15 protein-coding genes are annotated in these 12,832 nt (G+C 46.1%); 8 read left to right on the top strand and 7 right to left on the bottom strand.

Annotation, left to right across the window (positions count from 1 at the left end):
• The first annotated feature begins 81 nt into the window (after nucleotides 1-81).
• The gene (locus Pcarn_RS15835) at nucleotides 82-1,110 is read left to right on the top strand and encodes a metal-dependent hydrolase (RefSeq protein WP_261836890.1); all 1,029 of its coding nucleotides are present in this window, start codon (nucleotides 82-84) and stop codon (nucleotides 1,108-1,110) included.
• 39 nt (nucleotides 1,111-1,149) lie between these two features.
• On the opposite strand, the gene Pcarn_RS15830 is transcribed toward Pcarn_RS15835, so the two are convergent.
• Together Pcarn_RS15830 and Pcarn_RS15825 are read right to left on the bottom strand one after the other, a co-directional pair.
• The gene (locus Pcarn_RS15830) at nucleotides 1,150-1,410 is read right to left on the bottom strand and encodes a DUF5062 family protein (protein WP_261836889.1); all 261 of its coding nucleotides are present in this window, start codon (nucleotides 1,408-1,410) and stop codon (nucleotides 1,150-1,152) included.
• A gap of 117 nt (nucleotides 1,411-1,527) precedes the next feature.
• Nucleotides 1,528-1,824 carry a Dabb family protein gene (locus tag Pcarn_RS15825; protein ID WP_261836888.1) on the bottom strand — a complete coding sequence of 99 codons (297 nt, stop codon included), beginning with the start codon at nucleotides 1,822-1,824 and terminating at the stop codon, nucleotides 1,528-1,530.
• A gap of 161 nt (nucleotides 1,825-1,985) precedes the next feature.
• On the opposite strand from Pcarn_RS15825, the gene Pcarn_RS15820 reads away from it, so the two are divergent.
• From Pcarn_RS15820 to Pcarn_RS15810, 3 genes are all read left to right on the top strand, one after another.
• Nucleotides 1,986-2,570 carry a TetR/AcrR family transcriptional regulator gene (locus tag Pcarn_RS15820; RefSeq protein ID WP_261836887.1) on the top strand — a complete coding sequence of 195 codons (585 nt, stop codon included), beginning with the start codon at nucleotides 1,986-1,988 and terminating at the stop codon, nucleotides 2,568-2,570.
• A gap of 80 nt (nucleotides 2,571-2,650) precedes the next feature.
• Nucleotides 2,651-3,682, top strand: a complete 1,032-nt coding sequence (locus Pcarn_RS15815) for an NADP-dependent oxidoreductase (protein WP_261836886.1) — start codon at nucleotides 2,651-2,653, stop codon at nucleotides 3,680-3,682.
• A gap of 9 nt (nucleotides 3,683-3,691) precedes the next feature.
• Nucleotides 3,692-4,309, top strand: coding sequence for a glutathione S-transferase family protein (locus Pcarn_RS15810; RefSeq protein WP_261836885.1), 618 nt, complete (start codon nucleotides 3,692-3,694; stop codon nucleotides 4,307-4,309).
• Between the two features lie 66 nt (nucleotides 4,310-4,375).
• On the opposite strand, the gene Pcarn_RS15805 is transcribed toward Pcarn_RS15810, so the two are convergent.
• Entirely contained in the window at nucleotides 4,376-5,833 is a 1,458-nt protein-coding gene (locus tag Pcarn_RS15805) for a YfcC family protein (RefSeq protein ID WP_261836884.1), read from the bottom strand.
• Nucleotides 5,834-6,022: 189 nt separating this feature from the next.
• Nucleotides 6,023-7,645 carry a phosphoethanolamine transferase gene (locus Pcarn_RS15800; RefSeq protein WP_261836883.1) on the bottom strand — a complete coding sequence of 541 codons (1,623 nt, stop codon included), beginning with the start codon at nucleotides 7,643-7,645 and terminating at the stop codon, nucleotides 6,023-6,025.
• Between the two features lie 259 nt (nucleotides 7,646-7,904).
• On the opposite strand from Pcarn_RS15800, the gene Pcarn_RS15795 reads away from it, so the two are divergent.
• The 3 genes from Pcarn_RS15795 (at nucleotide 7,905) to Pcarn_RS15785 (ending at nucleotide 9,694) form a co-directional block, all read left to right on the top strand.
• Nucleotides 7,905-8,117, top strand: a complete 213-nt coding sequence (locus Pcarn_RS15795) for a DUF7661 family protein (protein WP_261836882.1) — start codon at nucleotides 7,905-7,907, stop codon at nucleotides 8,115-8,117.
• Between the two features lie 109 nt (nucleotides 8,118-8,226).
• A complete protein-coding gene (locus Pcarn_RS15790; protein WP_261836881.1) occupies nucleotides 8,227-8,889 on the top strand; it encodes a DUF1007 family protein in 663 nt (220 codons plus the stop codon).
• Complete coding sequence (locus Pcarn_RS15785; protein WP_261836880.1) at nucleotides 8,879-9,694, top strand: nickel transporter; 816 nt, start codon at nucleotides 8,879-8,881, stop codon at nucleotides 9,692-9,694. The genes Pcarn_RS15790 and Pcarn_RS15785 overlap by 11 nt, the downstream gene beginning before the upstream one ends.
• Here the strand turns inward: Pcarn_RS15785 and Pcarn_RS15780 are convergent.
• Nucleotides 9,691-10,341, bottom strand: a complete 651-nt coding sequence (locus Pcarn_RS15780) for a hypothetical protein (protein ID WP_261836879.1) — start codon at nucleotides 10,339-10,341, stop codon at nucleotides 9,691-9,693. The genes Pcarn_RS15785 and Pcarn_RS15780 overlap by 4 nt on opposite strands.
• A 211-nt stretch (nucleotides 10,342-10,552) precedes the next feature.
• Here Pcarn_RS15780 and Pcarn_RS15775 point away from each other — a divergent pair, with 211 nt between their 5' ends.
• Nucleotides 10,553-11,176 carry a hypothetical protein gene (locus Pcarn_RS15775; RefSeq protein WP_261836878.1) on the top strand — a complete coding sequence of 208 codons (624 nt, stop codon included), beginning with the start codon at nucleotides 10,553-10,555 and terminating at the stop codon, nucleotides 11,174-11,176.
• Here the strand turns inward: Pcarn_RS15775 and Pcarn_RS15770 are convergent.
• A complete protein-coding gene (locus tag Pcarn_RS15770; RefSeq protein ID WP_261836877.1) occupies nucleotides 11,173-11,883 on the bottom strand; it encodes a helix-turn-helix transcriptional regulator in 711 nt (236 codons plus the stop codon). The two genes, Pcarn_RS15775 and Pcarn_RS15770, sit on opposite strands and share 4 nt — an antisense overlap.
• Nucleotides 11,884-11,970: 87 nt before the next feature.
• On the bottom strand, nucleotides 11,971-12,732 hold the full coding sequence (locus Pcarn_RS15765; protein ID WP_261836876.1) for a DeoR/GlpR family DNA-binding transcription regulator: 762 nt from the start codon (nucleotides 12,730-12,732) through the stop codon (nucleotides 11,971-11,973).
• Nucleotides 12,733-12,832: the final 100 nt, after the last annotated feature.

Below are 12,832 nucleotides of genomic sequence, written 5' to 3'. Positions count from 1 at the left end.
GTTAACCGATTGACGCGCTTATTATTCACACTTATTTTTATGAGCTTGTTTACATAGAGAAAGAGCAAAAGTAGTTCAGATATGGATTCCATTACTCAAGCAGCACTGGGTGCCACCGTTGCCGGTGCGATAGCAGGAAAGCGATGCAACGCTAAAGTGCTAGCCGTGGGCGCAGCCCTTGGTACCTTGCCAGATCTAGATGTGATGTTGGATTACGGCGATGCGGTGAGCAACACCATCAAGCATCGTGGTTTCACCCATTCCTTGCTACTAATGCCACCCTTTGCTCTGCTCCTTTCTTGGATCTACTGTCGCTTTCGTCCAGATGCGTTTTGGACTTTGGGTCGAGTCTTCTTTTTGACCATCAGCGTGTTGGTCACACACACCTTACTCGATGCTATGACCACCTACGGAACCCAGTTGCTGTGGCCGTTTGAGGGCTACTTTGAGCTTAGGAATATTTTCATCATTGACCCCCTCTACACTTTACCTCTGCTTATAGCCATTGGTGTGGCGCTGTTTTCTAGGAGCCGAGGAGGGCGCTGGTGCCAGGCGGTAGTGCTTATCTCTACTCTGTACTTGGTATGGGGGTATGCAGCCCAACAGAGCGTTACTGAGCGAGTGCAAGAGAATCTGGCTGCGCAGAACCTTCCAAGTGAGAATGTTATCGTAATGCCGACGCCTTTCAATACCGTATTGTGGCGGGTGGTAGTCATGGATGAGGGTAAATACTGGGAGGGTTTGGCTTCAATCTTAGACAAAGACGACCGTATTGATTTCGTCTCTCGCCCGACTGGAAGTTGGCCATTGGAGGAAAAGCCTGAAACCCTACAAGGTTTGAAAGCCTTTTCTCACAACTATCTAAAATATCGTGAAGAAAACGATGCTCTGATAGTGACCGACTTGAGACTGGGTATGGCAGATAGCCTATCGTTCCAGTTTGTTCTTGCGGAGAAAGACGATAAAGGTGAATGGGAATTGCTCGACTCTACCTGGCGTTATCCAAGTGAGCGAGGCTTAGAGCATCTGAGTGCATTATGGGAGCGCTTGAAGGGCGACCAAAGCATTGATGCCAACCTGCAACGGCTCGAGCTTAGTTATAACCAATAATGAAAAGGGGTAGATGAATCTACCCCTTACTTTTATCTTCTATTTCAGTGGATCGCCATCTGGCAATGCACTGTGCATCCAAAGCGCGAGGCGGTGCTTAAGGCTCGCTCCATCATGCTTGCTCTCTGGTAGTGGTGGGATCTGGTTTACTTCTACCAAGAAAAGATAAGCTGATTTAACCTTGAGTGGCATTGTACTATCTGGAAGGTCTATGCCCTGCATCTTGGCCAACTTGAAAACGACCTCTATGGCTCGCTTGACCAGCTTATCTTCATTGTGGAGCTTGTTGGTTTTTGACATTGAGTCACCATCACCTTTTGAGAATGTTTCTTGAGTATATCAAGGGACAAAAATCGCACGGGGGCAGGTGTCTCAATTTAGGCACAAAGCTTCTATTTGTCAGTCAGGCGTTTTAGGTTAGAACTGATAATCCAACACAATTAAGTCTTCAAGAATAGGACGAAACACAACTTTTAGGGCGTCGTGTTCAGGGTGAGGCAAGTAGCGTTGGCGAGCGGCCTCATCGGCGAAGGTCATCAAAACACTGTGGGTGAAGCCTTTATTTTTACCCTCGGGGCTATCGTTAACTCCCCATTCCACCGCCACAACACCCTCTATCTTGCTTGGAATAGCTTCGAATAGAGCTTTAAGTTCCGAGATGTCCGGTTCACTGGTTTGGTCTTTAAATTTAATCAGTAGAATATGACGAATCATGGTGCTCTCCTTGTTATATGTGCCTACTGTGCACCAGACTACGCGGTAGTATCAAGTTCCAACTAGCTCGCAAGGCAGACGAGTGCTGTCTCTGAGAGTGCTGATTAAAGTAGCAATGATATTCACTAGACGACTGGTCTAATTTTATTTATCTTTGCTCCATGAATGCAAAAACTAAAGACACAAGACAGCATATTCTCGAAGTTGGTTACCAATTGGTCATCAACAAGGGCTTTACCGCTGTTGGCTTATCTGAGCTGTTGAGAGCAGCGGACGTACCTAAAGGCTCCTTCTATCATTACTTCGCATCCAAGGAGCAATTTGGTGAAGCGCTGATCGGTGAGTACTTCTCAAACTATATGAAGCGTGTTGATACCCTTTTTTCTGATCCCAATCTGGGCAGCAGAAACAAGGTGCTTCGGTACTTTTCTCGATGGCTGGAAACTGAAAACGGGGTTTGCAATGCCAACAAGTGTCTTGTTGTTAAGTTGAGTGCAGAGGTGGCGGATCTTTCCGAGCCTATGCGAATGACCTTAGCAAAAGGTACAGAGCGTATCGTTACACAACTGTCACAGCAGATTGTGAAAGGCATGCAAGAAGGCTCTATCCGTACTAAGAGTGCCGATGCCCTAGCACGTCAACTCTATCAACAATGGTTGGGTGCCAGTTTGCTGAACAAACTAGCGCAAGATTGCTCAAACCTAGAACATTGCTTGGAAGTGACAGAGGCACTGCTAAGCGACTGATTTTATTCCCGTCTTGATACAGACGGGATTTTTTGAAATACACACTAGACGACCGGTCTAATTTTATTGAAGGGACTATCATGACTGACTCCATTAATCGCCGTATTGTACTTGCCTCTCGCCCGGTTGGGGCGCCTGTGCCAGCTAATTTCCGCTTGGAAGAGGCCGAGCAGCCGTCTCCGGAACAAGGCGAGATACTGCTTCGCAGTGTTTACCTTTCTCTTGACCCGTATATGCGCGGACGTATGAATGATGCGAAATCCTATGCCGATCCAGTTGCTATCGATGAAGTGATGGTGGGAGGAACGGTTTGCCAAGTAGTCGAATCGAATAACTCTGAGTTTGAAGTGGGTGAATGGGTATTAGCGTACAGTGGTTGGCAAGATTACGGTATCTCAACGGGTGAGGGACTGATTAAGTTAGGTAAAAAACCTGAATACCCTTCTTATGCACTAGGTGTGATGGGGATGCCTGGTTTTACTGCCTATATGGGACTTCTTGATATTGGTCAGCCAAAGGAAGGAGATACCCTTGTGGTTGCAGCTGCAACTGGCGCTGTGGGTTCTATGGTTGGCCAAATCGGTAAGCTGAAAGGTTGTCGAGTCATTGGTGTAGCTGGTGGTACTGAAAAATGTCAATACGCCAAAGACCAGCTTGGATTTGATGAATGTATTGACCATACCGCTGATGATTTTGCACAGCAATTAGCGCAAGCCTGCGATAAAGGTATCGATATCTATTTTGAGAATGTGGGCGGTAAGGTGTTTGATGCCGTGATGCCACTGCTCAATACTGGGGCACGCATTCCTCTATGTGGTTTGATTTCACAATACAATGCGACGTCATTACCAGAGGGGCCGGATCGCCTATCCATGCTAATGGGGCAATTGCTGATCAAGCGTATCAAGATGCAGGGCTTCATTATCTTCGATGATTACGCACATAGATATGGTGAATTTGCAGCGGACATGTCGAAGTGGCTAGCAGAGGGCAAAATCCATTATCGTGAGCACCTAATCGAAGGACTGGAGAATGCTCCAGAGGCCTTTATTGGACTGTTGGAAGGTAAGAACTTCGGCAAATTGGTTATTAAAACCAATGAGCCTAAATAGGAGTTCATCATGATTACACTGCATCACTTAAATCAATCTCGCTCTAAGCGCATTATTTGGCTGCTAGAAGAACTGGGTGTTGAATACACCATCCGTCCTTATCAGCGCGACAGTGTCTCTTTTCTCGCTCCGCCAGAGTTAAAATCGGTGCATCCATTGGGCAAGTCACCTGTCGTTGAAGAAGATGGCAAGGTGATTACAGAGTCTGGTGCTATTACCGAGTACTTGATTAGTAAATATGGTGCGCAGACATTGGCTCCTGAGGCAGGAAGTGATGACTACCTAGATTATTTGCAGTGGCTACATTTTGCAGAGAGTTCAGCAGCACTACCGTTACTACTCAAGCTTTTTGTGGCCAAAGATGGGGCAGAAACCAACTTTCTGGGAGACTACGCTGAAGCTGAGATAGACAAAGTCATGAGCTATGTGAATCAAAGGCTAGAGGGAAAACGATATCTGGTTGCTGATAAGCTAACGGGTGCGGATATCATGCTCTCCTTTATTATCGATATCCTAGCTAACTTTGGCATCCTAGAACGCTACGAGAATATAGCCAGATACGCTAAACAGTTGGCCACCCATGAGGCATATCGCGCAGCAGAAAAGCTTGAACAGCAGTATGGCTAAGCGCTGTTGAAACAAGGTCTTGGTGAATTAAAGGTGCTCATAAGAGCACCTTTTTTTAGGTCAGTGTTAAAGCGTTGCACCGACAAACAGCAGTGTTGCGGTCACCAAGAAAGCGATAACGATAAACGGCATTACCCACTTGAGGAATTTGTCGTAAGGGATTTTTGCTAGAGCAAGCCCCGCGACTAAGTGGCCTGCAGTTGGAGCGAATAGGTTGATCCAACCCGATGCCGATTGATAGGCGGTTACCATTACATCACGGCTTACGTTTGAGAAATCTGCTAACGGGCCCATCAGTGGCATAGACACGGTTGCTAGACCTGAAGTGGATGGGATAAAGAAAGCCAGCACTATGTGTACTACATAAGCCACCACGGTAAATACGCCGCCGTTTAGCCCCTGTACCATGCCTTCAGACCAGTTCAGGATTGAATCGATGATCTGGCCATCGCCCATAACCACATAGATACCACGAGCAACCGCTACTACTAGTGCAACACCGATAAGGTCACGAGCACCCTCGATAAACTTCTCTATGTATTTCGCCTCAGGCATGCGGTTGATCAGTGCGATGATGATAGATGCGGTGAAGAACAAGGTAGAAAGCTCATCGAACCACCAACCTAGGGTTGGGATAAACTCAATACCCATATCAGACCAAGGGATCACGCCGTAGATCATAACCAAGAAAGTACCGAAGAACACACTCATGGTGAGCTTGCGGATTGGAGTGAACTCTAAGGTTTGAGGCTCTTTACTGAACTCATCATCAAACTCGATGCCTGCAAGAATAGATTGAGACTTGTCTGCCTTGGTTTTCTTGGCGTAACGCATCACATATACGATAGCGATAAGCAACAGCGTTGCCCAGATAATAAGGCGGAGCACTACGCCCTCACCGATAGGCAAGCCTGCAAATCGGGATGCGATCCCTGTAGCAAAAGGGTTTACCGTTGAGGCCAGCACGCCCACACCTGAGCCAAGCAGGATAACACCAGCCGTAACCATACGGTCGTACCCTGCAGCGCTCATCACCGGCATGATCAGGGCCCAAAAGGCGACTGTCTCTTCAGCCATACCAAATGAGGTGCCACCAATAGCAAACAGGGTCATTAGAATTGGGATTAAAAATTGTTCTCGACCCTTGAATCTATCTACCACGGCGGCAACGCCGGCATCCATGGCACCTGTGCTCATAGTCACAGCTAGGAAGCCACCAATGATGATAACGAAAAGTGCGACATCAACCGATTCGTGGAAGCCTTTGATAGGTGCTAATAGCACATCACCGACGCCTTGCGGAGAAGACTCAAGCTCAGTGTATGACCCCGGAACGGGTAGTAGACGTTCGCCACCGGAATAGTCGGCAACATCTGCAGCCTTGATAAGTTGACCGGTATCTGCGGTTTTGTAGTCGTATTTACCTGCTGGGATTACCCAAGTCATAGCCGCGACTAGGGCGATGATTAAAAACAGTATGGTGTAAACCGTGGGTAGCTTAAACCGAGATGTTTTGGTGCTCATACTCGTTCCTTTAGTGATGAATTTTTAGGGAATGTGGTGCAACCAAGTGCACATTTATGGCTAGAACTATAGGAAATATTCCAAAAAAAGAGCTAATCGAGATGTAAGTGTGCAAATACGGTACGAAATTCTCTCTATATTTGTAAAAAAGGCGCCTCTTTTATTTGAGGCGCCTGATTCGCTTATAAACTACTGATCTTGTTCGGTATGTGGGTAGAAAACCGACTGTTCGTGACCGCAGATACTGGTTTCAACGTCCAATAAAGAAAGCACGGAACAGTAGAAGTTGTCCTGTGAGAAAGGAACGTCTTTGTTTTTCACCACATCCTCATATTTGTACTCTGAACCTTCATTTACCCAAGCAATCGCTCCAACGTGCTTTTGGCTTTCTGGCGCGAAAGCGAAAGGCATTCCGTGAAGGTAAACATCATTTTCACCCAGAGACTCACCATGGTCAGCTACATAGAAAAGGGCGGTGTGATAGTCAGTTGAGTAGTTCTCCAGCCAAGCGATACTTTTATCGATAAAGAAGTCGTTGAACAGCATGGTGTTGTCATAGGCATTAACTATCTCTTCATGACTACAACTGGCGAGTTGGTTGCTTTTACACACTGGCTTGAACTTCTCAAATGCCGCAGGGTAGCGCTTGTAATACTCAGGGCCGTGACTGCCTAAAGCGTGGAGTACGACTACTACGTCTTGGTCTGGGTGCTGCTCTACATAGTCATCCAGACCTACTAACATGCCAGTGTCACGGCATTCTGGATCACAGACGGTATTGATATCTGATGACCTAAATGATTGATAATCAACGCGTTCTGCTACGCCTTTTGAAGAGGAATTGTTATCACGCCAAAGCACAGCAACATTGTTCTCCTTTAGGGTATCTAGAGCATTCAGTTTGTAGTAGATGGAGTCACCATTAAAGTCACTACGAGGATCGGATGAGAACATGCAGGGTACTGAAACGGCTGTTGAAGTTCCGCAGCTGGTCATATGGGTGAAACTAATGACGCCCTTACGTTTGCTTAGACGAGGATTGGTATCTCGCTCATATCCGTTTAATCCAAAGTGATCCCAACGCCCTGTTTCACCTACGATAAGGACAATAAGGTCATGCTTTTTATCTGGATGAACCACCTTGGCATCAGCCGCGACTACTTCCATCTGATCTTCGGTCGGGTGCGGCTTAGCATTGGCCTTAGCGATGTATTTCCCGGCTGAGTAAACAGGGAAAAGTGGTGCTGAATAGTAGCGAACGTGCTTATATTCTCGGAAAAAAGAGGCGTAGTTAGCGCTAAATGGAACTAATGCAATGGCAATGATAAGCAGTGCAAAGGTCATGGAGAAGAGTTTCGCACGGCTCTCTCGCCAGAAGTTTTGGTAGCCCACTGGTGCTTTCCAAACCAGATAGATAGGAAGCAGAGCACCAATAATCATGGCGGCCACAAGCTCAATGGAAAAGAGTCCGAATGCCTCTCCAGTATCTGTTTCAAGGATGTTTTGTAGCATAACGGTGTCGATCACTATGCCGTAGGTCCATGAAAAGTAGGCAGCACTTGCTCCAATTAGGAAACCCAAACTCAACACGAGCTTAGTGAATAGGCGTCCAGCAAGAAGTGAGAAAACAAAGATGTGAACAGCAAAAAGGAAGAAGCAAACGCTGATGAAAAAGCCCCAGTTTCCGGCATCTAGCGGAAAAGCGGTGGTAAAGTCTCGAAAAAAGGCAAAGTTAAATAGTGCTGAGTAGACGAAAGACACGATCCAAACTAAGCGGTATTGCCCAGTGATCATGCGAAATAAGAACTGCATTTTCCCCCCTTTCCAAACGTTTTTGGATAGTGACAACTCTGAAAGTGCGGGGAACGTAGCAGTTCTCTACAGGGTTGTGGCTGAGTAAATATTAGATTGAAATTATTATGAGTTTGTTCGTTTTTTGAGCTTGGGCTATAAGTTTAGTCGTAAATAGCGCATTAGTGGTTTGATTGTAAAATCAATGCGTTGCATATGTTTTGGGATATGAGTAGCTTATTAGAAGGTTCAAAGAGCTCAGCAAAAAAGGAGATCATCAATGAGATTCAACGTATTTGGCACCCCAATGAAGGTTCTGCGAAAGTCGGGCGAATGGCAGTTGTTTCGCGACAGCGATGTTGGGATGGCAGTGCGAGTCTACGATGTGGTGATCCCTGAAGAATTGACTGAGGATCAACTCGCTGGATATCTGGACGATATCTATCATGAAATGGCTACTGCTAAGCATCCAAACGTGATTAAGGTGAGTTAAGTTCGCAAACTTATGTAACAGTCAATCCCGCTCCAAGATAAGAAATAAGTGAACTTTAGTGCGGAATAGGTTACTAATTACCGTAATGTTACACTATATCATTTGAAACATGTTTCTTATTAAATTCAGTAAGATGCATATCCGGTTTATTGGGTATGCATCTATTTTATGCGCTCTTGTCTTCTCAACATCAAGCTTTGCCCATCCACACTCTTGGGTTTCAACTAACAGTGTATTGAACGTTAAAGACGGCAAAATAGTCTCCATCAGCATGGATTGGTCTTTCGACCCTATGACTACGGCATATACCTTTGCAGGGCAGAGAATCACTCCTCAAAACCGGAAAGAGGTATTTCACAAGCTGCAAGGGGATATCCTAGAGAACCTGCTCTATAAGCACTACTTCACCTATTTCTACACCAAGGATGAGCCCATTCGTTATAAGCAGGTAGATATTGGTGAGATCTCCATGATAGGTCCAAGGATGAGACTGCAATTCGAGTTAGAACTTGCCGAACCCGTCAGCCTAGACACCCCAGATTTGAGCCTGTTTATCTTCGATCCAACCTATTACATAGATATGAGCTGGGATAAGCGAGCAGAGGTGAGCTTCAGTGATAACTATCAGGGTAATTGCCATATTAAGGTGATTGAGCCTAAGCCTACCTCGGAGCAGATCGCTTATGCCATGTCTCTAGCTGTCGATAGTGACCCAGATGATGAACTAGGCAAACTATTTACGCAGAAGGCTGTGATTGACTGTGATAAATAAACGAGTAAACAGAAAAGCCTTATTGGGCGGTATAGTTCTGATCTTGGGCATCTTAGTATGGAAGAACTTTCCAATGCTGTGGATGCAGATGTCTAGCGCGCAGCGCGAGTTGGTGGAACACATCAGTACCTCGCTCTTCTATGCAGGACAAGGCCGCTGGAGTTATATATTTGGATTGCTTTTAGCCACGTTTCTCTACGGACTGATTCATTCCATAGCCCCCGGTCATGGTAAGACGATGATCGTCAGTATGAGCCTAGTTAACGGCTATTCTCGGTTTAAGAGTTTACAGCTGGTGCTTCTGGTCGCTGCCCTGCAGGCCACATCGGCATGTGTGTTGGTGTTTGGTGCGACCTATCTCTCCGAGATATTATCCTTAAGCCTTTCCAATAACGTTAAGGTGCTGACTCAAGCGTGCGCTACCTTGATTATTTTGGTTGGGATAAAGCAGGCGTTAGTGCAGTTCAGCTCTAAGTTGTCGCAAAAAATAAGCAAAGGATCGTGGAAGCCGTTGTTGCTAGTCGGCATGAGACCTTGTACCGGTGCGATCTTAGTCCTTTTCTTTGCCAATACTTTCCATGCCGAGCTGTTGGGTGTAGTAAGTGCATACACTATGGCGGTTGGGACGGCGACCACTAACTCACTTCTCGTGTATAAGGCGCTGGCGACCAAGGCTTTTATTCAGGAACAAGAGCATCAAGAATTGCCAAGGTCGGTTTCCCTTCTGTTGTCTGCTCTTCTAATCGCATCAGGCATAGTACTGTTTAAGTTTGCTGATGTCTCGACACTTAACTTAGTGAACTAGAACGCCATCTTGTACTCAAGGTAGCCTTCGCCATCGAAGTTCGACGACTCCACACTCGAGCCTGTATAGCCCAGTCGGACTTGATGGTTTCTATATTGGTAGTTTATGAACACGTCAGTACTCAGGCTGTTGTAGTCCGATTCACCATAGGTGACAAAAGGATCTAAGCCCAGTGAAAAGCCTTTTTCTAATTTGAAGCGGGTGTAGGCACCGAATGTAGTGGTGGTTATCCATTTATCCTCTCGAACTTCTAGACCGCCCAGAGTTAGTATTGGATAGAAGGTTAGCCTGTCACCAAGTTTGAGTGTGGATATTGCTCCGACAGTCGCGGTGGAGCCGAAGTCCTCTTCCATTTGAATCGTGGATTCAGCGTAGACACCTAGATTGTTCCACAGGTTCATGTGTGCATAGCGAAAGTTAAGCGCATCGAATCCGCCTTTAGATTCCACACCGAGCAAATTTTTGCCCCATGCGAAGCCTGCGGATAGGTCAAGGTCACCATTGGTGTAGAGGTGCGCTCCAACGCTAGAGTAGACTGCAGTTGGATCAGCCATGTCTGGTGTCTGTTTGTCGTTTTTAGCCAACGCGTGGCCAGATGAAACCCAAAAACTAGAAGCAATTAAGGTGGTTACAAGAAACCGAGACATAGATTTACCCTAAGCGTGGAGCGTGTGCCTAGGGTAATGGGTTAGATAGTGTTCAGATAATGAATACTATCTATAGCTGATATGTTGCGTGGAAATAAGCAGCTGAGATCATGCATGCAATCTTTGATTGTTATGAATCTATGTGATCTTTATCGCGTTTTTTCTGAGCTTTGGTTAACCTTGGCAGGTCTCATTTACCGAATTAATAACCATGACTCCGGCAATCAAGCTCTCCGTTACTGCAATCATTACCGCTATTACTGTGTATAGCTATGTTCCCTATGTGCTCAACACTGTGCGCGGTAACATCAAGCCACACTTCTATACCTGGCTTATCTGGGCGCTTATTGGCGGTATTTCCATTACCATTGCGGCGCTGGGTCACGGAGGCATTGGCTTAATTCCGATTGCGATAGGGGCGGTGTCCGCACTGATCATCGCAATCTCTACCTTTAAGAATGCCTCCGACGCTACCAAGAGCGACAAGGTTTTCCTTACAGCTAGCTTGATGGCGATTCCAGTCTGGTATTTCACTAGTGGTGCTGTGGCAGCGCTTATGGCCGCTACCATCAATGTTATCGCCTCGATTCCGACTATTCGAAATGCTTGGATAAACCCAAGTCATGAGACTCCATCAACTTGGCTACTAAACGGTATTCGCTTTGGCGCAGCAACTGCAGTGCTCAATACTATATCGGTAGAGACGGCGTCATTTACCGTCGCTATGACGGGCGTGAATTTCCTAGTGTTTGCTATTTTGATTGTGCGCACCAAAGCGCTCAAGCACAGAGCCAAGCAAGCACAGTGTTTAGAAAGTTGCGAGTGTGCGTCTTAGCTTTCCAGTTTAGGTCTCGCTACCCAGTGCCCAAAGCAGAATCGACTTACTAGTTCGTTCTGATGTCGGCATTGGGTCTTATGCAGAATGCTCTTGATCTGGCTTTTAATGGTCTCTTTGGAAACAGACCTTAGATTGGCTATTTCAGGGCCGTTTAGTCCAGATACTAGAAGCTCAAGGATATCGCTCTCGGTGCGCGTTAACTGACTGTCTTGATGGTTCTTGTTATACAGCGCCTCCCAATGCTCTAGCATCTGATAGTGAGACACCCAAGAGTTTGCCCAACTTTGGATCAGCTTCCAGCTTTGCTGAATATTCATCAAGGCAGTTTTGGTTAGTGGCAGGATAGAGTACAAACAGAAACCTGCTCGAGCACCGTAGCAAAGGTCAGCAACGCCGGTATATAGGCTGAGATCATGCGAGAGAACTCGGCAGCGCTGTGGAGATTCTATTATCTCTTGCTGAGTTTGATGCTTAAAGTAACCGAGCATCTTGCTGCCTTGATTGTGTATCCAAGGGCTAATGTCGAGATTTGTACCAATCACCTCGATAATTTCGTGTTGTATGTTCTCATCTTCATCGAAGATATAAAAAGCAACCTGCTCAACACCATAGAAGCGTAGGCTCGCCTCTATCGTTTTTTGAATCCAAATAGGTGAGGTAACTGAGAGTTGTGGAAAGTCTTTCCCTTTCTGATCTAGGTACATCCATATGTAACCAATTGTTTCTGATTGATTTAATTCTATCAGCTTGGTGAATGTATTTGATATGCACTCAGATCAATAAGTGTAGGATTATTCTGCTCTAATAACGGTAGAGCAGTGCATCTCCATCTCTTCTTTGTCTGTATCTGTCAGGTCACAGTCGGTGATGATGGTCTCGAAGGTGGTCAGTGGAAGGCATCGATGAGCCGAAGCATTGCCATATTTATCCGAATCCGCAAGAAGAATACAGCGATTGGCTACGTCGGCTACGGCGCGTTTAACAGCTACTTTCCCCTCGTTAGAAGTAGCAAGGCCTTTACTGTTGAAAGAAGAAGTTGAGATGAAGGCGAGATCGATATTGAACTGATTGATACTATCTGCCGCGCGCTGACCAACAAAAGAGCCATTCTCTCTATCAAGCTTTCCGCCTGTGCTGTAGACCTCACTCAAGCCATGGGTCATGAAGAATTCTAGAATAGCGAGATCGTTAGTTAGGATAGTGAGGTCATCGCGAGTCTTTAGTCGATACGCCAACTGAGCAGAGGTACTGCCAGCGTCCAGATAAATCACTTTTGCTGTATCGATTAGAGGTTCTGCAGCTCGAGCGATAGCTTGCTTTTGCTCGCGGCGAATCTTCTCTTTTTGATGACGAAGTGGCTCACTGGCACTTGGCATACTCTTTTTTACACCGCCAACTACAGACTCCACTAAGCTCTCTGCTTCAAGCTTCTCGATATCGCGACGGATAGTCATATGTGATACTTCGAAACGCTCGGTGAGCTCAGAGATGCTGATGAACTCTTTCTCATCGATAAGCTTCATCATTTCGTATTGGCGTTGTGAAGGAATCATGGCTGTGCTTTGGTGTATCTCAAACTAGTGACAAAACGTTAACAGCTATGATTAGGAAATGAAAGGGTGTGCTAGAAGAATAAGAGGAGCTTTTAGCCCC

It is taken from the genome of Vibrio ishigakensis (assembly GCF_024347675.1).
Lineage (GTDB): Bacteria > Pseudomonadota > Gammaproteobacteria > Enterobacterales > Vibrionaceae > Vibrio > Vibrio ishigakensis.
This window is presented reverse-complemented; position numbering and strand designations above follow the sequence as displayed.